This is a genomic window from Paenibacillus sp. J22R98 (assembly GCF_059383835.1).
The window spans coordinates 302,571-327,927 of the sequence record NZ_JBXENW010000005.1; the positions used below are offsets into that span (position 1 = coordinate 302,571).

Here is a 25,357-nt window from a genome sequence, read left to right on the forward strand (position 1 = left end):
CTAGGTCCGATTAATAATAACCGTTTTGATTTCCGTCATTTCATCGATGGCATATTTAACGCCTTCGCGTCCAAGCCCGCTTTCTTTCACTCCGCCATACGGCATTTGATCCACTCTGAATGTCGGGATATCGTTAATCATGACGCCTCCGACATGCAGCTTCTCCGCTGCATCAAGCGCCGTGTGAATATTGTCCGTATAGATGCCGGCATGGAGACCGAATCTGGAATCATTAATAAGCTCGATCCCCTCCTCCACGTTCCGGATCCGATTTATGAGCACGATTGGAGCGAATACTTCCTCGCAGCATACTTTGGCTGAACGATCTACTTCCAGCAGCACGGTAGGATGCAGAATCTGAGCAGACGAAGTGCCTCCTCCACTAGCTATCACTGCCCCTTGCTGCACGGCTTCCTCAATCCATGAGAGAGCCCGGCCAGCATCGCCTTGCGTGATCATCGCGGATAGATCCGTATCCGGATCAAGCGGATCACCGACCTTCAGCTTTGCCGCTGCCGCGCAGAATTGAGCCACGAAATCATCATAGCAGTCTGTATGCACATAAATGCGCTGCAAAGAAATACATACCTGACCTTGATAAGAGAACGCACCGACTACGCAGCGCGGAATGATTTTGGACACATGGACTCCTTTATCGATAATTAAAGCGGAATTCGAGCCCAGCTCAAGCGCAACACGCTTCAATCCGGCGCGATTGCGAATGCCTATGCCCACTTTCGGGCTGCCTGTGAACGAGATCGCCTTGACTCTGTCGTCCTTCACGATGACATCCCCAATAACGGAACCGGAGCCTGTTACCACATTCAGCGCGCCGGCGGGAAGTCCCGCTTCCTCAAGCAATTCGGCTAAGAAGAAGGCGGATAGCGGGGTTTGCGATGCAGGCTTGAGCACAATTGTATTCCCGGATGCAATTGCAGGTCCCACCTTATGTGCCACTAGGTTCATTGGAAAATTAAACGGCGTAATCGCACCGATGACCCCGATCGGCTCTTTCATCGTATACGCGATTCGACCTTCTCCGCCCGGAGCAGCATCGAGCGGAATCATTTCTCCGCTCAACCGTTTCGCTTCTTCAGCGGCAAACTTATAGGTCTGAATCGTGCGATCCACTTCAGCCTTCGCAGCTTTGAGCGGTTTAGCCGCCTCCATCGCGATAATACGGGCTGCCTCACCGGCACGCTCAGTCAGCAGGCGGCTTAATGTTTCCAAGATCGTAGCCCGCTTATGAGCAGGCAGCTTCGCCATTACGCCCCTTGCCAAGTAGGCGGCTTCGATTGCATGCTCCGTTTCCTCTCGGTCTGCGAGAGGAATTTCAGCTAATGCCTCACCGGAGTAAGGCGCCGTCAACGTCGTATAGGACTTGGCTTCCAGCCACCGTCCACCTATATAGAGCTGCTTCTTGATCATCTGCCAAGCCTCCTTTATATGGTCGGTAGTTCCTGCGTATAGAGTTGTTCTATGATATCAGTTAGGATGTCCAGTCCCTCTTGCAGCTGTTCAACTGTTATTACCAGCGGCGTTAAGAAACGAACCACATTCCCATAGATGCCCGCACTAAGCAAGATGACACCCGCTTCATAGGAAGCTTGAACAACCTTCGCTGTAAATTCCTTCATTGGCTTCTTAGTCGCAGGATCGATAAATTCAACGCCGCACATCGCACCTAAACCGCGCACCTCTGCAATGACAGGTACCCGTTCTTGTAGAGCCGTGAAGCAGTCAATGATTTGCTTCCCGATTTCCAGCGCGCGGTCGCAGAGCTTCTCGCTCTGGATCTTCTCGATAACAGCAAGTGCCGCGACGCACCCTAGTGGACTGCCTCCGTAGGTACCGCCGATTTCCCCGGAAGAAGGGGCATCCATTATCTCTGCTCGGCCTGTAACGGCGCTCAGCGGTATCCCCGCAGCAAGTGATTTAGACATTGTAAGAAGATCAGGCTCTATGCCAAAATAGCTCGATGCAAACATCGTACCCGTTCGTCCGAAGCCGGTCTGGATTTCATCACAAATAAACAGAATATGATGTTTACGGCATATTTCATAGATCCCCTGAACGAACGAAATGGGCGGAACGATGAAGCCCCCTTCGCCCTGCACCGGTTCCATAATGACAGCTGCCAGCTCTTCGGGGGCGGCTTCCGTCAATAGAAAATCCTCAAACTGCGAGACACAGTGGGTGGCATGCTGCTCTTCCGTCATTCCCTCAGGTCTGTGCAGCGGATAGGGATACATCGCCTTATAAGTAGCGGGCGCAAAGGGACCCATACGATATTTATACGGCCGAACTTTGCTGGTTAGTGACATGCCAAGCAGGGTTCGCCCATGAAACCCGCGTGTAAAAGACACAATCCCCGGCTTCCCGGTAAATTTCCGCGCAATCTTAACCGCGTTCTCAACCGCCTCTGCCCCGCTGTTCAGCAGAATGGTTTTCTTCGGATATCGCCCAGGCGTGATCTCCGCCAGTTTCTCCGCCAGTTGGACATAAGGTTCATACATGGCCACATGGAAGCTGGTGTGAATGTACTGCGAAGCTTGTTTCTTCACAGCATTTACTACCTCAGGCGGACAATGCCCGATATTTAGCGTGCCGATCGCACCGGCAAAATCAAGAAACACATTGCCGTCCACATCCGTCACCAGTGCGCCGCTTGCCTGCTCGACAAAGATCGGAGTCGTATTGCCAATGCCAAGCGGTACGAATTGCTTTCGCTTCGCCAGCAGCTCTTTCGCCTTTGGACCTGGGAATGGCTCCTCAACCGAAACATAGGCTCTATGCTTCCTCATTAACGCGCTCCTTCCGCGCCTTACGCGCGAGGTGGTTTTTTGCTCTTCCTTCTGCTTGCTGAATGAGCAATTCTCATGCCAACCCGGGCGAAAACAAGAAAAAGACGCCTCACTTTCCTTGGCGTCTGTTCCTTCTAGCTGCAAGTGTATCGCCGCGTCGTTACCGAGGCACACTCACATTTCGTAACTCTTCATGCCTAGCAATCACTTGATCCATTACACATCGGAATATAGCTGTTGCATAGGTAGCGTTTAGTCCGTGAGCTTCTGACAATTGCGCGATTTTGACAAACTGCTGTGCTTCACGGTTCGCATCTTGAGCGTTCAAATTGTGGATCGCCTTATAGTTGCCCACTTCTTCCGTTAGTTGGAACCGTTTAGCAAGCAGCGCAACCAGTTCATTATCAAGGCTATCGATGTTTTGTCTGAGTTCATCCAATCTAGTAGTCATTTATTGTCTCTCCTTAGTCGCATAGCAAGCGTCGCAGGTTCGAGGTTTCGCGCTTTGACGCTTTTTTGCAATAAAGCAATAATAGCTACTAGATTACCACAGATTGTATCGTTATGTAAGTGTAAAATGTTCTGAAATCACTCAATGAATGAGCCGAATCATCTGAACTACCGGCCTATTGTCGCCAGGAAGAACGGTTTCGGCAGCTTGCATCTGTGAGGATCCATCACCATCGAGGAAAATCCCGTCAGTCAGCTGGCCTTCTCCAATTTGCTCCATAATCGCCGCTCGAAAATCCGCCAACGTTCCCTTCGTACTGCTAACGATTAAGTAAAGCATTCCCGAGTTGTCATAAACGGCCGCGGTTCGGAGCCTCTCATCGTCCATGTTAGGCGCGTTCTCAAGCTGTGCTTTCATCAGCCAATCTTCGTCATGTCCAAGGCTCATGCTGATTCCGCCTTGCGCCCAGAAATGGGCTCGGTCCATGACTTGCAGCTCAGAAACGTTGGATACCACCTGCACGCTCATTTGATTAGCCGCCTCATCCCATACGAGCGTGCCGCGCGGGTATTTCGCATTTTCCGATCCGGAGCCGTATTGATTTAAGACGCCTGCCACGGGACTACCATTAATAACAGCCATGCTGAGTAGAGCGGATTCATAGAAGAAACCGCCGTTAATGCCGTAATAATCGGATAACGTAATATTATTACGTATCGTTTCAAAGGTAACATTCGAGGGCTGCGTTTGCAGCACATGGAGCTTGAATCCATTCGATGCTTCCCGCTCGAAATAATGATAATCATGCGCAGGGTATCGAACCACTCTCGGTGTGTGATGCGCATTTAACGCTTTCACCAGCAAGAGTAACATTCCGCCGAGAACCGCGAGGATTCCCAGCAGAATGGTTGAAGCGCGAATCATACGCCATCTGGTTGTCAATTGCAGGGCAGGTCACCTTCTCTTCACTTGCTCTATCTATAACTAAACGAAATCTGACTTAGATCGTTTGAACGACAATATAGCTCCACACGCCGGCTGCCAACACGACTCCACTAAGTAGACACATAAAGAGAACGGATGTTTTCATTCTCTAACCCCCTCATTAGTCAAGCTGCACTTCACTTATACTGACTCCGTTGCGTATCAAAAGGTTGCACCCAGCATGATCTGCTTGAAATGCGAACTCTTTCCTGTCATGTTTATATAAGGAGAATGCGGTGCTTGTCTGAAAGGTATGTGGACAGCCGGTCATTTCATAAGGAGGACACAGGAATGAATCATCCAATTGGCATGCAGACACCGGAAGGGATTCACATGCTGGAGCAGGTTAGGAAAATTTGCAGCAGCCTTCCCGAAACAACGGAAATCATCGACGGACATGGCCATACTACATTTAAAGTGAAAGACAAATCCTTTATTATCATGAGCGATTATGGCATCACGTTTAAGTCCGATCTGGAGAATCAAGAAATCATATTGCAGCAGGAGCAGTTCTATAAACCGAAGTATATCGGACATCGCGGCTGGGTCGGTGTAAATTCACCAACAGACTGGGATCAAATGGGCATTCTGCTCAAGGAAGCCTATTTGCACGCTGCGCCGAAACGTCTGATTAAGCAGCTCCTGGAAGTAAACTAATCATTTAATCCTTTGCCGCTGAGAATCTGCTCCGTATATTTCTCAACCCGTGACACGCGTGTTTTGGATTGTTTGGGTTCGGAGAAATGAAGTAGGTAAGCTCTTTGTCGTCCCGGTGTTAGCGCCTCGAAAGCTGCTTTCAATGCTGGGACTTCATCGAGTTTCGACTGAAATTCTTCAGGTACCGTATATTCGGTATTCTTCTTGTAAGCCACTTCCAAACCGGATTTCTCGACTTCAATGGCTTCGCGAATATAGGCTTTCAATGTAGCTTCCATGGCCACTATTTGCTGCACGCTGGTGAACCGAATCTGGCGCGCGGCTTGGACATTCTCAGTTTGCTGAATGAGGATGCCTTCGGGATCCTTTAACAATGCGCCTTTATGAAACAGCAGCGCGCAGTATTCTTTGAAGCCATGGATTAATACGATGTTTTTATCTTGGAATGTGTAACAAGGATGCATCCACTTAAACTCTTCGGTCAGCTCGCAAGCAAGAACGATATTTCGTAATTCTTCATACTCTTCTCGCCATTTCTTGGAACTGCTTATGAACACATCCGCTTTGTGATTCAATCTGCTATTGGCCATCTCCGTATACTCCTCGTCATCATATTGCAGGTATAGCACAAAGGCACTCCGACAAGGAGTGCCTTACCGGTCGGTGGATTAACCATTCATTTTGCTGAAATCCATGTAGAGCACATTCCACTTATGTCCGTCCAGATCCGCGAATCCGGCGCCATACATCCAGCCCGCATCGTGAGGTTTGCTATAAATAGTTCCGCCGGCCGCAGTGACCTTCACAAGCAGCTCGTCCACCTCTTCCTTGCTGTCAGCGCCGATGGAGAGCAATACTTCCGATGCTTCACTGGCATTTGCGATTGGGCTGCTTGTAAATGTGCGGAACGTTTCTTCGGGGAACAGCATCACGACAACGTTTTTCTCGCCAATGATCAGTCCTGCTTTATCATCCTGACCTTCGAACTGCTTGTTTAACGTAAAGCCAATTTCTTGAAAAAACGCACTTGACTTGCGGACATCCTTTACCGGCAGGTTGATCCAAATATCCTTCGGCATCAATTTCACTCCTCTGTAGTTTAATCGAACAGCCCTCTGCGAATGAGGTTGGCCGTGATCGGCTTCAATCCCAGCTCACGCGACCAAATCGACAATTGACCGATATGATGAATTTCATGCGCAATGACATGCCGCATAATTTCACCGTATTTAAAGCGCTCTGTTTCACCTTCATTATTCAGATCGGTCAGCAGCTTCTCTTCCAAGCTGTCGTTCCAGCCATATACGAAGGGGGCAATAGCTGCATGACATTGCTCCGAAAATGCTCTTATTTTCTGAATAGAAGCTAATTCTTCGAAAGGTGGTATCGGTGGTTCACCATTCCCTTGCAAACCGTTAATCCAGCTAAATTCAACATCGATAATATGAAACAAGGTATAGAGAATACTGCCCATTCCGCCAATACGTTTCTTAAGCAATTCCTCTTCTGTTGCATTCTCACACCATGCAAACCAGTCCTGGCGGACCTGCCAATTGTATTCAAACAGTTTCTGCATAGAAGTCGCTCCTTCATGACCAGAATTTACTATAAACACTACAACCTCCTACTAATTCGCCAAAGTGTTCGTAAATCCTGTCTCCAGAAGCGAACAGCATTGCCCAGCGCAGCTGAAAATAAATAAGCCGCGACTTTGATCGCGGCTACCTACATTAAGTTAGACGAGGCAAATATCGCTCATGTACGACATTCATGTGATGCTGAGCATGTCCAAGAATGAAATACGCACCGGCTGCAGCCGACGTTTTCGTTTCATTGAGGATGCAGAATTGCTGGATCTCCGATTCTGTCAATCCATGAACCAGGGATGCAGAAGATGCTCGCACAGTGCGATACTCTTCGACCAAGTCAATTAGCGGCCGACGATCAAAGTTGGTTAAGCTCACATATACATCTGCATGTCTAGGCAATGGCGTCAAATCGCCCCTGCCGGCAACGAGAATCCGATACGTCATCAAACGCTCGGTATCGATAATATGGCCCAGCACATCTTTGAGGCTCCACTTGCCTTCCGCATAGCGATATAGACTTTGTTCCTCCGTCAGCGAACTGTACAACTCGCAAATTTGCTTACCTTGGCTCACAAGAAGTTGAAGGATGTCGCCTTCATCAACCGTTGCATAGTAATTGTCCCATACGGAATTATATTCTCCTGCTTTGGGTTTCGGTATGTACATGCTGATCACCTCATCGGAAAATTGGTAATAAGCCGTATTATATCAGCTTCCGCAGCGTTTGTATGGATTTTTTTTCCACTGCTGATTTCAGCCCACTGCCTTCCGTTTGTTGAAGGACTCATTGACAGCAGTCAGCTTCTTCAAATGCGGGACAAGCTCTTGCAGCAGGTCCTTCTTTAATAACATAATGAAATCCAATTGCATGCCTACGTATCGATTACTCATTCTCATTTCGTTCGCACGTGCTTTGAACTGCTGCATGGTCTTATCAAGATTGGCCATCTCCACGGCGGCGTCACGATTGGCTTCGAGTGAAATTTGATCGATTACCTGCGGCTTGCTTAACCAGTACCTCGAGCTTGTGCTATATACGGTTCTCCAGAGATCGGCTTCAAAAGCAAGAATAGCTGCATCTTCCTGCTGCTGAGAGGTCATAATCAGGTTATTGACCCGATGTCGAAGTTCTTGGTCCTGCTCTTTGAGATCCGCGGCCTGAATCAACAGCAGCAGCTGATTGGTCACTTGGCTGGCCTGTTCTTTGGCGAGATCGAGTACCTTCTGGTTATGTTTGCGATCTTTCATATCACGGATGGCCGAGATTTCGGTCAAGGATTTCACAAGCGGCTGAAAAGAATTCACGTTTGCAAGCATTTCCAAAAAATAATCATTCGTTTTCTCCTCATAGAGTGCCTGCATCTCTTGCTGCTCGTTATGCTGATTGGTCAACGCTCTAAACTGCAGGAAGACAGTGCAAGCCAGCACCATACAAAGCGTTAACCAACCATAATGGATAACCCTGGATTTATAACTCCCCAATGATTCATCACCCCTATGTTAGTTTCAGTGGAAAACGTTTTTTTTACTCCTTACTTCTTCACAGAGCTATGCGGAATGTGATCCGATGCAAAGAAAAAAGCGGACAGTTATTTCAACTGTCCACCATGTGGCATCTAATGCATATTCAGTTCAGCTTTGACAGCTTTCGCGCCTTCTTCGCTTCTAGGCATACGGAGCTTGCCGAAGAAGATGGCCGCAACCAAACCGATCAAGACGACAACAATACCGATTACGAACACGGACGTGATCGCATCGCTCAGAATTCCTTGCAAAGCTGCAAGCAGCTTATCCGGAATTTGCGCCTTCACTTCGGGCTGAAGCAGCGCTTGTGGATTCGCAAACTGACTAAGCTTATCTGCCGGTATATCGGTGAAATCACCTTGAATATCTTTGATTCCGCTTGTCATGTTATTCGTCATGATAACGCCCATGATTGCAACACCAACTGTACCGCCAATGGAGCGTGTAAATTGCGTAGTAGAGGTCGCAACACCACGCAGGTCATGGCCAACCGCGCTTTGAGCTGCGATGGTGAGTACCGGCATAAGCGCCCCCATACCGAAGCCGATAATAATCATGTACAGAATCAGTTCTAGTCGGGTAGTATCTACATTCATTTGGGACATGAGGAAGTAACCGACCGTCATAATCGCCATAGCAGACATTACAATTGTACGGTAGCTCAGCTTCTTGATCAGAATCCCCCCGATAATGCTGGAGAGAATAAGCGATAGCATAAGCGGAGTGAGAATATAACCGGAATTCGATGCTGACGTACCGATAACAGCTTGTGAATAGAGCGGAATGTACGTAATCGCGCCGAACATGCCCATCCCCATCATGAAACCAACAATACTGGATACCGAAATCGCCTGAAGCTTAAACAATTTAAGCGGAATAATCGGCTCCTTCACTTTGGATTCGATCCAAATGAAGATCAGAATGAGCAGCAGGCTCGCTCCGAACAAACCGAGAATTTGCGGCGAATCCCAAGCGTATTTCGTGATGCCGCCCTCGGACGAACCGCTACCGCCCATCTCAATGGCAAGCAAGAAAGCTACTACCGCACCTGTTAGTGCAGATGCGCCGCCCCAGTCGATCGATTTTTTCTCCGAGCTTTTGGATTCTTTCAGAGCCATGGATAGAATAATCGCTGCGAAAATACCGAAAGGAAGATTGATGTAGAAAATCCACTGCCAAGCAATATGGTCAACGATAAATCCGCCTACTGCAGGACCGACAACACTGGACAAGCCGAATACCGCGCCGAAAATACCTTGCATTTTACCGCGCCGATCAGGCGGATAGATATCCCCGATAATGGTCATCGCGATTGGCATAAGCGCTCCTGCACCGATACCTTGAATCGCACGGAAGATAATCAGTTCCGTCATATTGTGGGACAGACCGCAAAGCGCGGAACCTACAAGGAACAGTCCCATCCCGATCAAATAAACAAGTCTTCTGCCGAACAAATCGGCAAGCTTTCCGAATATCGGAACAGCCGTTGTTGAGGTTAACATATAAATCGTAAATACCCAGCTATACAGGCTAAATCCGTCTAGCTCTGCAATAACATGCGGCATGGCCGTCGATACAATCGTTTGATCGAGCGATCCGAGCAGCAAGCCGAGCATAAGTCCCGTAACGATCCAGCGAAGCTGTCTTGGACTTAAATTTGTCATCGTACCACTTCCTTCTGTCATTTTTCCTCGAGTGCTTGCAATAGCAGCTTAAAAGCATCCGTGATGAGATCTACCTGATCCTCTTCCAGCTGTCCGACCAAGCTGGTGAACCATTCCATCCTCTGGTTACGAATCTGCTCAACCGTTTCCTTGCCCTTCTCCGTTAAGCTTAATTGTACGACTCTGCGGTCATCCTCCGGTCTCGTCCGTTCAATGAGTCCGAGTGTAACAAGCTTATCCGTCAATCCCGTAGCAGCGCCTGATGTAATGCCGAGGAGCTTCACGACATCATTCACCCGGCAAATTTCCGTACGTCTTAAGTACATCAATACGAAAACATGCCCGTTCGCGAGGTTGAACGGATTTTCAATCAGCTTGATCTGATTCTTAGCTCTCTGCGCAAATCGTTCCATGAGGAGCTGAAGCTCAGCAAGTTTATTTCCGCCTGAATGTGTAATCATTCTCCCTCCACTCTGAACAATGCGTTACTTCCCTCAATCAGTTGCTTACCCATTCATTATCTTACTGAATAAGATATTAGGCCTTTAAGAAAATACTACACAATGACGGCTGTCGTCAATAGTTTTCATATAAAAATTTTTACATAACGTCTTGTGATTCAAACAAAAAAAGCCTGAACTCTCGCGTAGGTACACGAAAGCTCAGGCTTTTCAACGAAAAGCTACTGGATGAAGAAGATTGCAGGAATCTTTATATTGCTAATGGAATTTGGAACAGCTCATGCAGCTCCTGTACGCTCCGCACATAATACTTCGGCGATTGTGCCCGTAACTCTTCTTCGCTTCCGTAGCCGTACTCTACTCCAATGGATGCAACTCCGTTACGATGAGCGCCGATCAAGTCATGCTTGCGATCACCGATCATCACTGCTGAATCCGCAGTGAGCTGCTGCGATTGTAGAATATGAGCGATAATTTCACCTTTATCCGACATCGTACCATCGAGATTGCTTCCGCATACATAGTCGAAATAAGAGTCGATTTCAAAATAGCTTAAAATTTTCTCCGCAAACACAGTCGGTTTGGAAGTGGCGACCATTAAGGTTCTCTTCTGTTCCGCGAGCATTTCAAGCAGTTCTCGTATCCCGCCATATAACTCATTCTCATAGATACCTTTATCGGTAAAATACTCGCGATAGTAATCCACCGCTGTTCGCGCTTCGGATGCCGAGAATCTATATCGTTCTTGAAAAGAATTCGCGAGCGGCGGCCCGATAAACGGCTCCAACTGATCCAAGTCTGGCTCAATGATCTCGTATTTGACCAGCGCGTACTGCACCGCTCTGGTTATGCCTTGCTTGGGATCGGTAAGCGTTCCATCCAGATCGAACAATATGGCCTTATACATGATGAGTGCTGACTCTCCCTCGACTACAGTGTGCTCGACGCCTCTGAAAGCACTTTGCCAAGCAATGGCAAATCAATCGGATCCCCTTCACGAAACTTCATCCATCTTCGTTCCACAGGCCCTTCAAATTTCCCGCCTGACAGATCGAGGTTCGTCGTATTGAAAATCATGAATGTAACCGTATCTTTCGCCGTGCTGATAACGGCCGCGTATTTGCCATCCTTCAGAAAATGCGGCTTTTTATACTGGATACGCTCATCGATCGATGGAACTGTTTGATGAACCAACTGACGGAGTTGATTACACGCCTCCACCTGCCATGGCTGTTTCAATTCCTCGATAAAGCTGCTCACTTCTTGATTCATTCCCCACACGCCTCCTACAGCTATTCGGATACTTGCATACTGCCTGTATACACCGTGCGAAATTTAATATAACTCGCGATACGCCAAGGAATGACGTAACCAACAGCCACAAGGATGAAAATAGCGCTTAGTTCATTCGGATCCAGATCAGATAAGTAGTCGCGCATGAAGAGTCGAATGAGCAGCAAGCCGACAAACGAGATCATGAACCCGATGCTCTTCTTCGCATAGATCTGGCCGTCTGCGCGTACTTCATAATTCGTCGTCAGAATTAGCGGTATCGATAGCAGAAGTCCTGCACCAACTGCTGCAGCCAATTCGCTCGCCGGCAGCTTGAAATCCGGATTAAACAATAACGAGAAGGCCGGAAGCAGGAAAATAAGCGGAAGCAGCAGGCGTCTGCCATTTCCTTTAATAGGCCGATACATACTGTTCCTTCTGCGCCAGATGACTAAACCTGCAACGACGATCAGGATCGTGATGACTTGTGGATTCATTTCACGATTTCCGCCAATCGCTCTTGCAGATTCTCCGTACACAAGCCGCCATGATAGACAATGACTGTGGCAATATCAAGTTTCTGGAACTTCTTAACGGACTCGATCGCAGTCGCCCAATCCGGGGTGAAATTCGGAGCAGGCGGCATCAGCGCGCCTTCGTTAGCGGTCAGTGAGTCGCCGGTAACCAGCGTCTTGCTCGGAATATGATACAGCGCGATATGGTCCGGCGAATGTCCCGGCGTATAGATGACTTGCAAACCACCGGCAACCGGCAGCAGATCCCCATCATTCAGAACAGTATCGACCTTGACAGGAGGCACCAATGTTTTGCTCTTCAGAAGTGGAAACTCGCCGGCGATGTAAGGGACGCCTACTTCGTGAGCAAGCACTTCCACCCGCCCCTCTAACAATTCCACAAGCTCCGGAAGCGAGCCGATATGGTCACGGTCTTGGTGTGTAATGATGATTTTGGTCAAATCCGCAAAATGGAAGCCTTCCTTCGCCATCGCTTCTCGAATCACTTCGACTTGTCCGGGGATTCCGGTATCCACGAGGATAAGCTCCTGCTCGTCCCACACAATAGCTGCATGGACAATGAAGTCATTCCCATTCGCCAACATGTTTAGCTGAAGCGCCTTAATTCCTGATTTCTCCATTGTTACTTACCACTCCTCTCAACTTTGCAACCTTGTAAACTCTACCTAATAATATAATCGTACCATTTGTGCCTCGTGAACAAAAGTCAGTTACTTTTACTTCACTAGTCTTTATTTCTTAGCCGCCATAAAATTCGTTTGCGCCGAACGAATCGTCTGCTTGTATTTGCCCGGCGTCATACCGAAAGTCTTCACGAACTGCCGGTTCAAATAGGCAGCGTCACCAAGACCGCATAGTTGCGCCAGCTGGCTAAGCGGCTCCTCTGTCGTCTCAAGCAGACGCTTCACTTTGTTCAGCCTCATCTGCCTCAGCATCTGCATCGGGTTAATGCCATAGGCTTCTTGGAAAGCTCGGTCAAAATAATTCGTATTCAAATGCACCTGCTCGGCGAGCATATCGCGCGATAGCTTCATCGCCATATGGTCAGCCATATAACGAATGATAGGAAAGAACCTCTCATATTTCGCGGAATAGGCTTCGCTGCGGCCAATTCTTCCATGTGCTTCCCAGCTCTCGAGCAGCATCGCAGACAATCGAAGGATGTCAGCCGTGAGTGACACCTCGCGAAAGGATGAGCTGCTCTTCCAAGTACGAAGCAGCGATTGAAACACGTGACTATACGCGTCTCCATCGAGCAGCTTCACAACGGGCTGGACTTGATAGAGCTGGAACAGGTCTACGTTGTAGCTCGTTTGGATTTGAACCGAAACCCATTCGTGTATGCCGGGTCGGTCCGCCCGTTCCGAGAACGGCAAAAAAGGAGGGTGCAGCATTACCCCTCCTTCACGTACCTCATGCTGCTCGCCATTCGTCGTTGTGATCACATGCCCTTGACGCACATGGCTGATGACCCAATTCGGATACATAATGCGCTGATGATTAAGCGTCTCGTATTTACCTTCATCCACCATGTAGACATTGACCTGCCACTGATCGAAGCTAGTGCTTGTAAGCGATCTGGTTTCCACCGGTTCCCCCGCCAATCCTATCAGCTAGTATATTTCTAGTTTACACCAGCTCATGTATGGTTTGGAAACGTTATTTCAACAGCTTCACGTCAACCTCATTACGAAGCGCTGCTTCATCGTTAGCACCGATCCATGACCCGTTGATCGAGAGTGCCGGTCCTCTTCTACAGCCGACGCACTGATTTAGGCAGTGGCTGAGCGAGACATCGTGGCCCTCTTGAACGAGCTGATCAAGCATGGTGCCATGACGATTCTCTTGCAAATTTCGCAAACAAACGACGATGACCGCACTCATTTGGTAATCAGTGCTCTACCGTCTTGAGCGATGAGCGGCCCATTGTCGAACACTTTGCCGGTTACCGGATTCCTCGCTCCTTCAACCGAATATTGAATGACATAGGCTTTGCGCGTACGGTCGCTTTGATTCGGCGTGCTGCGGTGGAAGAGAAGGGAATGGAAGATCACCATGCTGCCTTTAGGCAGTGGAACCGGTTGTCCCGGATCTTCGCCGAAATAACACTGCCAGCCCGTATCCGTCTGCACATGCTCCACATAACCTTGAAGATGCGAGCTTGGCTGAATCCAGATACAGCCATTTTCGATCGTTGCATCATCGAGTGCCAGCCAGCAGGTCATATAGTGAACCGGATCAGTCGGTACATAGCCGTTATCCTGATGCCATGGGAAGTCTTTCTTCGCTTCCGGACGTTTGTAGACGGATTGATCCCAATACAGCCGGATGTCCCCCCCTAGCACGCTAGTGGTCAGATCGACAAATCGCTGATCACCGATAAATTGCTCGAGTTCCTCATTTCGTCTGGCCAAATTGCAAGTGAAATTGATTTGATTGGGGATATTGTTAAACCCTTTGCTGCCCTGCTTAAGAGCCTCTTCGCCTTCCAAGTCAAAAACGTCAATAATCGTGCGAATTCGGTCCATTTCTTCTGCTGTAAATAGTTGATCGAAGATAACATATCCCAACTCATGATACTGCTTCAACTGTTCCGCATTCAGCATGTTTCATTTCACTCCTCGATAGTGGATGAAGGTGGTTTACCTTTATTATCAAGGAGTTTCGAGTAGCGGACAATGAACGGATTCCTGTAGTTGTTGTACTTTTTCCACCATTTTATCCGGTTAAATCAGTTGAGCATCGTTGAATCCTACCCGTCCCAAATAGCCGATCTGACCGGTGCTTCGAACTTGGACCTGATCGTAATATTCCAGTCCGCCTCTTGGGCCTTCTTCATTCGTACTGCTTGGAATGTTCCATCTCATCGAGAAGATCTCCGTACCGGCAGGTAACGCTGTCGACGTAGAACTCCCATTGGGCTCGGCATACAACCGTTGATCCGCCGTAAAGAGATGTACTCGTTTGGTCACTTCCGGCACTAATTTTGCTCGGCGCAAAGCCAGCTTCGCGAGCTCTGTCACGTACGGTGTTTGATCTTGCGTCGCCAACTCTAATGCAGCTTGGGTTGCATCACCTGTTGCGATCCGCCCTAAGCTCATCACGGTATAATAGCGAACGGTTTCACAGGGGTGCTTCAACAGCGGCACCAGAAACGGAACGGCTGCTTCCCCGAGTGTTTCCCATTGGAAGGAACCGATATAGTAAATGCCATGCTGCTGCATGGAATTTAGATTACAATCTGGGGATGTGGCGGTTTGCTCCCATTCGGATGCTAATCGCGCCGGGTCCGGGACTGTGAAGCCAGCAAGAAGCTCACTTCCAACCGCTAATGGTGCGGCTAACGATAGCCGATTACTCGCAGCTAATGCAGCCGGCGTTTGGTGAAATTGAGGGGCCAAGCAGGTTAAACTATCCCCATATTGAACGACGTAATAGGGATAACCGCCTGCCCTCTGGTAGTCAATGCCGGCATCCGGGATTAGAATAGGTTGACCTACCAGAATCAGTTGTGGATCACAGATCACATTCACTTCCAACAGCCGTGCGACACTAGAGCCGAAGCGGTCAGCGATTCGCTCTAACGTATCGCCGCCTTGTACGACATAGATCATGCGCATCTCTCCTCTCCTGCCTATACGGTATTCACGCGCACAAACAAAAGGAACTGCCCCTGGGAGCAGTTCCTTTTGTTAAATAGATTAGATTGGGTTTCGCTTATTTCAGCAGATCATGATCCACGTAACGTGTTCCGTTCAGCTCACTGATGACATTAATGGCAACTTTAGCACCATCGCCTGCAGTAATGATCGTATGCACGCTAACGCCAGCCGCCGTACCGGCTACCCAAACTCCGGCAACGTTCGATTTTCCGCTGGCATCCACATCGAATACTTGTTTAATACGCGGCTCCGTGCCTTCTTTTACCGACAAACCGATTTTCTCAGCCAGATCTGTCGAGATGCCCGTTGCCACAATGACATGGCTGCCTTCGAATTGCTGCGATTCCGTCGCTACGCTGAAACCGTTCTCACTCTTGGTTACATTAACTACTGTATCTTGAATCAGCTCTGCACCGAATTTAACTGCTTGCTTCTTGCCTGTCTCAACGAGCTCGGGACCTGTCGTTTCCAGCAGACCGTAATGGTTCTCGATCCATGCCTTCTTCGTCATGCTCTTGTCGCTGTCGATCAGAAGTGTCTTCTTGCCAGCCTTGGCTGCGAATAATCCTGCACTTGCTCCTGCAGGGCCTGCTCCGATAATGATAATGTCGAACATGAATAATCACTCCTTCATATGATTACAGATCATTGCAGCATTCCTACTCCCAATCATAAGCCATTCGATAGAGCGGTTGCAAGTTGTCCATTAGAGCCGGAGCGACATATGAACTTGTTCGATATAAGGCTTGAAACCAAGACGATCCAGCAGCTCAAGCAGCTCTTCATTGCTTTGCCTAATGTTAAGCGTCATTCGTTTATAGGGCATTTCCAGCGGGCTATACACTTCTTTGAGAAGTGCTTTGAGAATCTTCCCTGAATCCGACCTTCTTGGCGCCGCTTCACACTGATAGAGCACAATCGAAGCCAACATGCCGTCATCCCTATAATTTCGTTTGTATATCGCATATCCTACGAGCTCTTCTCCATCTGCGATGATGAGGCATTCTCCATCCTTCTGAGTATGCCAGCTCGTCTGCCAAGCGGCATCATGATTATAGAAGGATAGCATTCTAGCGTCTCGCGGCTTTGCATGCCTGACCACAAACCGATGCGGAAAGCTAGGCAGGAGTAAGCTCGGGTCTAAAGCGTCCTCATTGACGGAACAAACCAGTTGTCCGGTGATTTGATAACCGGCACCTTGATAGAGCTTGATTGCGGCCTCATTTTGTTTAATGGCTTCGAGGAGTGCAAGATTAGCCGCTTGTTCCCGGTACAGCTGCACATTTTGCGCCATGAGCTGTTTTCCGAAGCCTTTGCCTCGATGCGCAGGAGCAATTCCCGTACCGCCGTTCCAGGCTATTTTCACTCCGTTAACGGTCCGGAAGCCATTCATCACAAATCCGGCCGGTTCACCGTCGATCAGCATGGCCAGCGAATGCTCAAGCGACAACCCTTCACTGACTGTTCGAGCCATAAATCGATCGAGATCCATGGCGGCATTCGTGAAATACCCTTCGAATCCTTTGTTCCAAAGGGAGACGATCTCATTAGCCGGAAGTTGGCTGAAGCGGTTAAACGTAATCATGCTAAGTACCCCTCTCTAAAATAGGAATAGTACGGCTCCACCGGTGAATGGAATCGCAAAAGTCACTTTCGACCCGCCCTGAACGGACTCCGCTGGCAGGACAGCACCATTCACAGGATCAAACCATTCTACTTGCCAATTACCGGGAGCCACGCTTAAGTCGATGATTAACGGTTCGTTTGTTTGCTCGGCATAAATAAGAAAGCCGTTCTCCGGCGAAGCGAGACAATAACGGGAACTTGCGATTTCTTCATTGGGAATCGCTTGCTGAAGGCCGATTCGATCGGCATACCGCCGAATGTAACCCATATTACGGCGAAGCGGCTCCCAATCCGGATAGTCGCGCGAATTCAGCTGTACGTTACCCGGATAACCCGGCAGTGGAGCACCCGGAACCGGACACCATGAGTCCATGAATATGGGATTGAGCCCTCTAAGGAATGATTTCCACACCCAATGATAATTTCCTCCATGGCCCCACAAGTGATCGGTATCGGAAATGATGATCTTGCTTCCGTCGCCTGCAGGAGGATCAATTTGATATTCGTTATCTGGCCCTTTTCCCGGTGAAATCCAGTCGGCAGTGGAGTCAAATAAAAGGGTATTCTCTTGCTCCCCGCCAATTGCCGTCATCCCAACCGGATGCTGCTTCGGCAGTCCTGACTCGTATTCATACACGTACTGTATCATGTGAGTATGCCACTTTAGAGCCCGATCCGAGTTCTCGACTTCGTTAATGATTTCGAATAAAACATGGTCCAAATCATTCACGGTATCGATACATTTGCGGATAAATGCTTGCTGCAGCTCTACGATCGACGGAATTTCCAGGCTATATATATCCGTTCTACCATCGCCGCTGCTATCGCCATGAATCCCATTTCCATTATTAGCTCGGTTATAGGGATGCGAGAGCCACGGGTCGCTTCCCTCCCTCGCATTCTTCGGGCACCAGCCGTCGAAGAACATCACGGACACATAGATACCGCGTTCCCCGGCTTGCACAACTCGTTCCCGCAATCGTGCAAAATACGACTCATTCCACTTCGTTAAATCAAATTGCGGCAGCCCATCGTGAGCTGCCTGATCTCCTGTCCGCATGTACGGCATCGGATCGAAATATACGTTATCTAACGTCCACGGTGCATAGAGCGGGTGCCCCCACTGCCATAACCGCATGAAATTATGGTTATTCTCTGCCATCATGGTGAGATATTCCTCGTAATCAAACGCCGGTCCACTTTCTAAACGGAGATCCTGAAGGTTCGCCCACGTATGCGAGCCGGTTAACAGAATGATTTCGCCTGCCCCATCTTCAAAATACCTCGGATTCCGCTCACTCTTTCTTAATACCCCATTCGACATAATCGTAATCGTCATTGGATTTCACCCCTACCGATGATTATGGATTGATTATCCGGAAAGTATTGTCCCAATTATCTCCATCATAGCATACAAAATAGGCATGCAAGTCGCGTGTTATTCGGCGATTGGGAGAAAAAATAATGCGTTTGACGACAGGCTGGCTAATAGTGGTTGGAGTTAGTACAAGTGTGGCTGCTAGAGCTACACTTTAGCGGAAAGTGAGCGGTTTGGGGGTATGTGTGGCTCCTAGAGCAATACATTAGCGGAAAGTGCGCGGATATCGTGAAAGTGTGGCTCTCAGAGCAACACATTGGTTGAAAGTGAGCGGTTTGGGGGTATATGTGGCTCCTAGAGCTATACATTAGCGGAAAGTGCGCGGATATCGTGAAAGTGTGGCTCTCAGAGCAACACATTGGTTGAAAGTGAGCGGTTTGGGGGTATATGTGGCTCCTAGAGCTACACATTACAGAAAGTAATCTTTCCTTCAGATAAAACAACTCTGATAAACGAATCATTCACTATCCAGCTATACTTTAAAAACCTAAATGAGCTTCTTGAAATCATCAATCAATCCTATTGAATGTTCTACGTTATTAAGGCCCCAGCGAGCAAACATGGCCGCTTCAGCATTATTTCCAAAAAAAGCATGTGTACGAGCGACTAATAAAGCCATTCTTAAATCCAGAGGAGCTCCATAACTGTCTAAACGCTTTGAACGATTGATTATTTCGTCCATCGTGATTGAGGTTACTATATTTGGAAAATCATTAAACTGAGAAAAATAACTCATTCCCTGATGCAGAATCTGTTTCTTCATTTTTTCTATTACGGTTATTGCCTCGTCTTCAGTATCTCCATACGAGAACCAAATGTCACGTTCCCTCATTAGAAAGAGATGTCTTTGAATCCAACTAACTTCAGTGAGCAGTCGTCTTCTGAATTCACAGTCATAAACGGTTATCTTATGTATAGGACTATTCTCACCACTACCAATCGGAAGGAAATCAAAATGGACCCCACATTCAATAACGCATGAACCCCCTTATTTATCAGCCTGAATGACGATCGCGTTTTAAGCGATCAACTTTTACGAACCTAGCAAAAGGACCTCTGATAGGTCCTTTTGCTTAGCTCCTACCTTATTCACCTTACACCGTAATCGGAACTATCGGCTGCAGCGCGTTCGATCGGTCGATGAACACGAAAGCATCATACCGTTCCGCCATGACGCTAGGGACATAATTTCCTCGCTCATAATGCGGATGATAAACCACGCCGATTGCGCGATGGCCGTACGTATGGTGAAAGACCTCTGTATCCGTCCCTCGGAAAATCAACCATTGATCATATGCACCTGCATCGTGCATCAGATCCTCCCAGCTGCCGCGCCGCGCTTCCGGCACACGAAGCACCTCAAGCGGAGATTCCCAGGCATCGGCAGCGTTTACTGTACCGCTATGCGTCCCAAATCCAATGGCGTACACTTCAATCTCTTCGCCCTGCTCACGGAGCAGCTGACCCACATTCACCATGTTATCGGCTTCCATATCTGTAGCACGCGCATCCCCGATATGGGTGTTGTGCTCCCATACGATTGCTTTTGCATCCGGACCGTAGAAATGCATCACCCGATTGAGCGCTTCAACCATATGCCGATCGCGAATATTCCATGAGTCAGGGCCCCCCTTCACCATGGCCTCATAATAACGCTCCGCATTAACCGCAACCAACGCATTGATTTCATCATTCAACAATGCTTCATGCGTACCGCCGGCCCGACTTCGTTTCGCTTCCAGCTCCCTCAGCAGCTGAAGCACCTCATCCTGACACAGCTCGGAGAAGAAGGCAGCAGACATGCCATAGTTCTGCCCCTCCCGGCTATGCGGTTCGAAACACGAGAAAGCATTGAGCGCTGCAGCAAGCTCCGGCGAATTTGTCTTCTTCAGATGCTTAATAATCTCATCCATCGACTCCCAGAGACTATACACATCAAGACCATAGAAACCTATCCGATATTCCGCAGGAAGCTCACGATTGTATTCGCGCAGCCAAGTAATGAGCTCCCTCGTTTCCCGATTGGCCCACATCCACGATGGCCAGCGATCGAAGGATTGAAGCACTTCGTCGACGGAACCTTTGGCCTCGGGGTGATGCTTGACGTATTTGTTCACCTCATAACAGGATGGCCAATCGCCTTCAACCGCAATAAAACTGAATTGATGCTGTTCGATCAGCATTTGAGAGAGCGCTGTCCGGTTCGTGTAAAACTCACTCGTTCCGTGGCTCGCTTCGCCCAGCAATACAAATTTCGATCCGCCGGCTGCGTTCGCAAGATGTAGAAGATCGGCCGGCTGCTCCAAGCGGTTTGCCCGTTGCTTTATCGCATCGACTACTTTCTGTCGATCGTTCGATTGTCTAATAACGCTCATCCTCGAAAGTCCCCTTCCCACAAGCTAGAAAATAATGTGTTTATATTTTCCAATTTGTGCAAGAGTTATGAGCCGGGTTAACTAAAGCCGTTTCACAAACACGACATCTACGTTCCCGCCCAGCAATGTTGGACCGGATAAACGCAATCGAATACCACGTTCGCTTTCATCCTCTTCGAAGCGAACTACCCTCGAATCCGCTCAACTGATGTGCTTGACCATATTTGGACTTTGTGGCCGCTTCAATGAACTGCCTGTCTGTATTGCCTAGCCTGCGAGCGAAAATTCGTGCCAGCGCATCCCCGACATCCTGCTGATGAAAATAAATCAACTGCGGATTACACCCTGCAATGATGCGCTCCACTTCCGCAACTTAGCGAATGATTTCTTCAGGCGGAACCAGCTGCGGAAATAAGCTCCAGCTCAGATAACCGAGCTTCGAATTCGTCGTCACCAAGCTTCTCTCCTCCGCTTTGCTAATCCCCCCATGGAATAACCGTCAGTTCCGGCCATTTCGCCTTCCATTTCTCTGATTTCTTCAAATAGAAGGGTTGCGTGATCTGTGCCTTATTGGCTCGTACGACTAGCGCGAATAGATCATTGAATCCAAATGGCGCATACACTTTCCATGTGCCTTCCACATCTCTTCTTAGGCCAATTGCCGTAGCAGTCGCGGGCCATTTATTAACGGCTTCCTCTAAAGAACGATACGGCTGAATCGGATAGCCATAATGATCTTCATACCAGAGATGAACGCGAGCTTGATTCTTCACATCCAGTTGATAGGGCAGTTCACCGAACGTTTCTCTGACTCTGTCGATGACCTCCCCCTCTTTGTCGTACGACAAATCCTCATCGTAATACACAAAGTCCAGATCCTTAATTCCCTCATTCAGCGGTCGCCCGCAGAGATAATTCCAGACCGTCTGCGTAACGGCGCCTGCCCCTATGTAATAGTGCTCCAATTGGAGCGACGGTGCCTTGGTTAATACTCGTTCCAGAACGGGATTCATTTGAACGATCTGAATAAGACAGTTCATTTGACTTGCGATATCTTGATTGTGAGCAAAATAGGTCTTCACGAACATCCGCCTTCCTGCCCCTTCTTTTCAACCGAATATAACCTCAAATACTCCGGGTAAGCGCGCAAATGTGTTGCTTGTGCCCTAGCCTGCGTCTTCTCTCTCAGCTCCGGGATCGACTCCGAATCCACGTAATCAGCCAGAATGTCAATGACATCATCTAGCAGACTAGCTCGAAAATAAATCGACAGCCGCTCGTAAAGCTCCTCGCCTGCCTGCTCGATCACTTTCGCCTGCCAATAAGGCCAATCAGCCGTGCGATACAACGGCCAGAGCAATACGGAATAATCCATCGCCGCGTCTCCGTTTGCTGATAAGTCATCCCAATCTATCATCCAGATCCCATCACGCTCATCCACCAGGACATTGTTCCAACCTAGATCATTGTGCACAACATCATTCGCTGTTTTCTGGAAACTCGGATGGGCATACACTGTATCTCGCAACACCTGTATCTCAGCATCAAACCAATGGAGCGTTTCTTCCGTCACAAAATGAAGCAAATGCTTCCCTTCTCTAATCGTAACCATATCTCCCTCGAAACGAGAGATGTACGCTTCAGCGAAGGCATCTGCATATGTATACGTTTCATCGCCGCGATCGAGCGCCGACGCGAGCTCTAGATCACCATGCAGCCGTTGCAACTTGTTCAGCACGTTCGGAATCGCAGCCGATGGGTTCGAGATCGATGTCAAAGATTCGCCATGAATATATTCGAACACCAGCCCATATCGATAATCGGGTATGATCTCTTCCCGTATTTCACGGATTAACCGCGGAGCGTTATATCGGCTCGACAGCTGCTCGCTGACGACAGCCCATTGCTGAAGTCGATGCCTTTTATGATCAGGTGCGAGCTTGAGATGTCTCATCGTCTTCCCATCTGAAATCCGGTAGGACTGATTCACAAATCCGCCAGGATTGTAAATATAAGTAACCTTCACTTCAGACCCCTGCAGCAGTCCTAATGTGGCCGCATTCGACTCCGCCCACTGCCGGATTCGTGATTCATTGTGTTCTATATTCATGTTCTTCTCCCTCTCTTCAGCAATCATGAACAACCATGAAGAAAACCGAATATTTCGATTGACAATAATGAACAATACGGAATAGGATATAGGCAAAAGAGTTCTATTATTTAGTAAAAGCCGTGGAGGTCACAATGCTCGCTGAGGAACGCAGGCAGCGCATCCAAGAGATGCTTGCCAAGGATGGAAGAGTTGTCGCACAAGAGCTGGCTCAGCAATTTCAGCTTTCCATAGACTCTATTCGTCGAGATTTAACGATCATGCAGGAGCAAGGCCTCCTTCAGAAAACATACGGAGGCGCGATACCGCTAGCTCCGAACGAGCCGCATAAAGTGCGTGCCAAACCGCAGCCGAAGAACATCCGGTACGGGGAAGGCGCGCCTCATCAGAATGCCATTTCCAAACTAGCGGCCTCTTACATTCAACGGAACGATACGATCTTTATCGGCGGAGCCGGTATTCAATACGGCATGTTGAAATATCTGCCTACCGACTTTCCGTTTACCGTTGTTACGAATTCACTTATGATTGCAGAATCCATACGATCCATGACTCATATTGAAGCGTATCTTGTTGGAGGTAAGCTTCGGGCTGCCGGTGAAAGCTTAATCGATGTCATCGCCGTCGAAATGATCGGAAGATTTAATTTCGATATCGGATTTATTACCGGTGGCGGCATTGCACAGAACGGCATCTGTGTCGCTACACCTGAGAATGCCGCTTTAATCCGAGCCGTAGCCGATGCCTCTCAGCGTAGAATTTGTCTTGCGCCGCATGAGAAAATTGGCGTCCGAAGCTTCGCCACCTCTGTCCCCTTGCAGCAGATTAACTTGCTTATTACCGACCAGAAGGCTCCCGATCCCTTTATCCAGGAATGTGAGAACCGTAACGTCAATGTCATCATTGCCGATGAACAATATTCAAGCGGAGGCGTAATCGATGAAAGCAATTAAAGTGGAATGGTCCAACTCTCTTCATGGCAGCGTTCATATCCCCGGTTCCAAGAATAGCTCACTGGCCCTGCTGGCAGCAGTTTGTTTGGCCGATGAGCCGGTCACGCTGCATGGTATACCGGATATTGCTGATTTACGGGTTATCTATGAAATGAGCCGTGAAATCGGACTTCAGGTAGAGCGTCATGAATCAGGCGCAATTACAATGGACCCTCGTCCTATAACGAGCACTGTACTCGATCCTGTCAAATCATCCTCTTTCCGAGCTGCCTATTATTTCGTCGGTTCGCTTCTTGCTAAATTCGGCAAAGTTTCCGTCGGTTATCCCGGCGGGGATGATTTCGTCAGCCGTCCCATGGATCAACATATTAAAGCCCTCCAGATGATGGGCGCAACGTTCACGTTTCAACCGACTTCTTACACCGTAGAAGCGAAAGAACTGCATGGTGCAACGATTTACTTTGACATGATCACATCCGGCGCGACGATTAATGTCATGATGGCAGCTGTTCGCGCGAAGGGTACGACCGTGTTGCTCAATGCGGCACGCGATCCCGAAGTGACGGATACGGCGAATCTGCTTAATTTATTAGGCGCCAAAATAACCGGTGCCGGCACGGATACGATTCGAATTGAGGGCGTTTCTTACCTGCACGGCGGTTCCTATACCGTAATTCCGGATCGATTGATTGCCGGGGCATTCTTGATGGCTGCCGGGGTTACGGGCGGCTCGGTTACCGTGGACAATGTGATTCCCGAGCATCTCTCCTCCTGCTTAGCGAAGCTGCGCGAAATCGGAATGGAGCTGGATGTGCACGATAACGCCATTACCGCACATTCTACCGGCATACTTCGTGCAACCAGAGTGCGCACGGCGATGTATCCGGGGTTCGCGACCGATCTGCAGCAGCCATTGACTGCATTGCTCACCCAAGCCCGCGGCAAAAGCATCATCGGCGAGCGGATTTATCCGGCTCGTTTCAATCATGCCCATCAGCTTATTCGCATGGGTGCGGATATTAAGATCCGCTCAGGCGTAGCCTCCATCAATGGCGGCAGCGTGCTGCACGGCACGCTGGTGCATGCTTCCGATGTGAGAGCCGGCATTTGCTTGATTCTGGCCGGACTCCGCGCGGAAGGCACAACTACAATTGCCGGCGTCCAGCATATCGATCGCGGTTACGAGGATGTTGTTGGCTCCTTCCGCTCGCTTGGCGCGAACATCAGCATGTATGATAGCAATGAAATGCCAGCTCAGAGCGTAATCACTGGCATCAAATAATCAATCTATCCCAGAGCAGCTTGCCGAGA

29 protein-coding genes are annotated in these 25,357 nt (G+C 48.8%); 3 read left to right on the forward strand and 26 right to left on the reverse strand.

Annotated elements, in window-relative coordinates; all coding sequences use genetic code 11:
• The 4 genes from AC50Y3_RS16860 to AC50Y3_RS16875 all read right to left on the reverse strand — a co-directional run bounded on the left by AC50Y3_RS16860 (position 1) and on the right by AC50Y3_RS16875 (position 4,197).
• Positions 1–1,428, reverse strand: a complete 1,428-nt coding sequence (locus tag AC50Y3_RS16860) for an aldehyde dehydrogenase family protein (RefSeq protein ID WP_494819888.1) — start codon at positions 1,426–1,428, stop codon at positions 1–3.
• Positions 1,429–1,442: 14 nt separating this feature from the next.
• Entirely contained in the window at positions 1,443–2,804 is a 1,362-nt protein-coding gene (gene gabT, locus AC50Y3_RS16865) for a 4-aminobutyrate--2-oxoglutarate transaminase (protein WP_494819889.1), read from the reverse strand.
• 160 nt (positions 2,805–2,964) lie between these two features.
• A complete protein-coding gene (locus AC50Y3_RS16870) occupies positions 2,965–3,255 on the reverse strand; it encodes a chorismate mutase (protein ID WP_494819890.1) in 291 nt (96 codons plus the stop codon).
• 141 nt (positions 3,256–3,396) lie between these two features.
• A complete protein-coding gene (locus AC50Y3_RS16875) occupies positions 3,397–4,197 on the reverse strand; it encodes a hypothetical protein (RefSeq protein ID WP_494819891.1) in 801 nt (266 codons plus the stop codon).
• A 333-nt stretch (positions 4,198–4,530) separates the two neighbouring features.
• Here AC50Y3_RS16875 and AC50Y3_RS16880 point away from each other — a divergent pair, with 333 nt between their 5' ends.
• Complete coding sequence (locus tag AC50Y3_RS16880) at positions 4,531–4,896, forward strand: MmcQ/YjbR family DNA-binding protein (protein ID WP_494819892.1); 366 nt, start codon at positions 4,531–4,533, stop codon at positions 4,894–4,896.
• Here the strand turns inward: AC50Y3_RS16880 and AC50Y3_RS16885 are convergent.
• From AC50Y3_RS16885 to AC50Y3_RS16990, 22 genes are all read right to left on the reverse strand, one after another.
• Positions 4,893–5,486: a YdeI/OmpD-associated family protein gene (locus tag AC50Y3_RS16885; RefSeq protein ID WP_494819893.1), complete on the reverse strand. Its 594-nt coding sequence runs from the start codon at positions 5,484–5,486 to the stop codon at positions 4,893–4,895. The two genes, AC50Y3_RS16880 and AC50Y3_RS16885, sit on opposite strands and share 4 nt — an antisense overlap.
• Before the next feature lie 78 nt (positions 5,487–5,564).
• Complete coding sequence (locus AC50Y3_RS16890) at positions 5,565–5,975, reverse strand: VOC family protein (protein ID WP_494819894.1); 411 nt, start codon at positions 5,973–5,975, stop codon at positions 5,565–5,567.
• Positions 5,976–5,995: 20 nt separating this feature from the next.
• Complete coding sequence (locus tag AC50Y3_RS16895; protein ID WP_494819895.1) at positions 5,996–6,472, reverse strand: DinB family protein; 477 nt, start codon at positions 6,470–6,472, stop codon at positions 5,996–5,998.
• Between the two features lie 154 nt (positions 6,473–6,626).
• Positions 6,627–7,151, reverse strand: a complete 525-nt coding sequence (locus AC50Y3_RS16900; protein ID WP_494819896.1) for a DinB family protein — start codon at positions 7,149–7,151, stop codon at positions 6,627–6,629.
• A gap of 87 nt (positions 7,152–7,238) precedes the next feature.
• Positions 7,239–7,967, reverse strand: a complete 729-nt coding sequence (locus AC50Y3_RS16905) for a hypothetical protein (protein ID WP_494819897.1) — start codon at positions 7,965–7,967, stop codon at positions 7,239–7,241.
• Positions 7,968–8,101: 134 nt separating this feature from the next.
• Complete coding sequence (locus tag AC50Y3_RS16910) at positions 8,102–9,673, reverse strand: MDR family MFS transporter (RefSeq protein ID WP_494819898.1); 1,572 nt, start codon at positions 9,671–9,673, stop codon at positions 8,102–8,104.
• Between the two features lie 17 nt (positions 9,674–9,690).
• Positions 9,691–10,134: a MarR family winged helix-turn-helix transcriptional regulator gene (locus AC50Y3_RS16915; protein WP_494819899.1), complete on the reverse strand. Its 444-nt coding sequence runs from the start codon at positions 10,132–10,134 to the stop codon at positions 9,691–9,693.
• A gap of 250 nt (positions 10,135–10,384) precedes the next feature.
• A complete protein-coding gene (locus tag AC50Y3_RS16920) occupies positions 10,385–11,041 on the reverse strand; it encodes an HAD family hydrolase (protein WP_494819900.1) in 657 nt (218 codons plus the stop codon).
• 23 nt (positions 11,042–11,064) lie between these two features.
• Entirely contained in the window at positions 11,065–11,406 is a 342-nt protein-coding gene (locus tag AC50Y3_RS16925; RefSeq protein ID WP_494819901.1) for a DUF1801 domain-containing protein, read from the reverse strand.
• A 20-nt stretch (positions 11,407–11,426) separates the two neighbouring features.
• Positions 11,427–11,903, reverse strand: a complete 477-nt coding sequence (locus tag AC50Y3_RS16930) for a cytochrome c biogenesis protein CcdC (protein WP_494819902.1) — start codon at positions 11,901–11,903, stop codon at positions 11,427–11,429.
• A complete protein-coding gene (locus tag AC50Y3_RS16935) occupies positions 11,900–12,562 on the reverse strand; it encodes an MBL fold metallo-hydrolase (protein ID WP_494819903.1) in 663 nt (220 codons plus the stop codon). The genes AC50Y3_RS16930 and AC50Y3_RS16935 overlap by 4 nt, the downstream gene beginning before the upstream one ends.
• Positions 12,563–12,673: 111 nt before the next feature.
• The gene (locus AC50Y3_RS16940) at positions 12,674–13,531 is read right to left on the reverse strand and encodes an AraC family transcriptional regulator (RefSeq protein WP_494819904.1); all 858 of its coding nucleotides are present in this window, start codon (positions 13,529–13,531) and stop codon (positions 12,674–12,676) included.
• 70 nt (positions 13,532–13,601) lie between these two features.
• Complete coding sequence (locus AC50Y3_RS16945) at positions 13,602–13,826, reverse strand: hypothetical protein (RefSeq protein WP_494819905.1); 225 nt, start codon at positions 13,824–13,826, stop codon at positions 13,602–13,604.
• The gene (locus tag AC50Y3_RS16950; protein ID WP_494819906.1) at positions 13,823–14,548 is read right to left on the reverse strand and encodes a phytanoyl-CoA dioxygenase family protein; all 726 of its coding nucleotides are present in this window, start codon (positions 14,546–14,548) and stop codon (positions 13,823–13,825) included. The genes AC50Y3_RS16945 and AC50Y3_RS16950 overlap by 4 nt, the downstream gene beginning before the upstream one ends.
• Before the next feature lie 120 nt (positions 14,549–14,668).
• On the reverse strand, positions 14,669–15,562 hold the full coding sequence (locus AC50Y3_RS16955) for a LysM peptidoglycan-binding domain-containing protein (RefSeq protein WP_494819907.1): 894 nt from the start codon (positions 15,560–15,562) through the stop codon (positions 14,669–14,671).
• 97 nt (positions 15,563–15,659) lie between these two features.
• Complete coding sequence (locus AC50Y3_RS16960; RefSeq protein ID WP_494819908.1) at positions 15,660–16,220, reverse strand: FAD-dependent oxidoreductase; 561 nt, start codon at positions 16,218–16,220, stop codon at positions 15,660–15,662.
• Positions 16,221–16,310: 90 nt separating this feature from the next.
• Positions 16,311–17,189 carry a GNAT family N-acetyltransferase gene (locus tag AC50Y3_RS16965; RefSeq protein WP_494819909.1) on the reverse strand — a complete coding sequence of 293 codons (879 nt, stop codon included), beginning with the start codon at positions 17,187–17,189 and terminating at the stop codon, positions 16,311–16,313.
• A 15-nt stretch (positions 17,190–17,204) separates the two neighbouring features.
• Positions 17,205–18,569 (reverse strand): DUF6298 domain-containing protein, encoded by a 1,365-nt coding sequence (locus AC50Y3_RS16970; protein WP_494819910.1) that lies wholly within the window; start codon positions 18,567–18,569, stop codon positions 17,205–17,207.
• A 526-nt stretch (positions 18,570–19,095) separates the two neighbouring features.
• Entirely contained in the window at positions 19,096–19,581 is a 486-nt protein-coding gene (locus AC50Y3_RS16975; protein ID WP_494820036.1) for a hypothetical protein, read from the reverse strand.
• Positions 19,582–19,702: 121 nt separating this feature from the next.
• Positions 19,703–20,983: an erythromycin esterase family protein gene (locus AC50Y3_RS16980; protein WP_494819911.1), complete on the reverse strand. Its 1,281-nt coding sequence runs from the start codon at positions 20,981–20,983 to the stop codon at positions 19,703–19,705.
• A gap of 476 nt (positions 20,984–21,459) precedes the next feature.
• On the reverse strand, positions 21,460–22,071 hold the full coding sequence (locus tag AC50Y3_RS16985; protein ID WP_494819912.1) for a nucleotidyltransferase family protein: 612 nt from the start codon (positions 22,069–22,071) through the stop codon (positions 21,460–21,462).
• A complete protein-coding gene (locus AC50Y3_RS16990; protein WP_494819913.1) occupies positions 22,062–23,093 on the reverse strand; it encodes an aminoglycoside phosphotransferase family protein in 1,032 nt (343 codons plus the stop codon). Before AC50Y3_RS16990 ends, AC50Y3_RS16985 begins: the two co-directional genes overlap by 10 nt.
• Positions 23,094–23,227: 134 nt before the next feature.
• Here AC50Y3_RS16990 and AC50Y3_RS16995 point away from each other — a divergent pair, with 134 nt between their 5' ends.
• Both AC50Y3_RS16995 and murA read left to right on the forward strand, forming a co-directional pair.
• On the forward strand, positions 23,228–24,046 hold the full coding sequence (locus tag AC50Y3_RS16995; protein ID WP_494819914.1) for a DeoR/GlpR family DNA-binding transcription regulator: 819 nt from the start codon (positions 23,228–23,230) through the stop codon (positions 24,044–24,046).
• Positions 24,033–25,328 (forward strand): UDP-N-acetylglucosamine 1-carboxyvinyltransferase, encoded by a 1,296-nt coding sequence (gene murA / locus AC50Y3_RS17000; protein WP_494819915.1) that lies wholly within the window; start codon positions 24,033–24,035, stop codon positions 25,326–25,328. The genes AC50Y3_RS16995 and murA overlap by 14 nt, the downstream gene beginning before the upstream one ends.
• Positions 25,329–25,357: the final 29 nt, after the last annotated feature.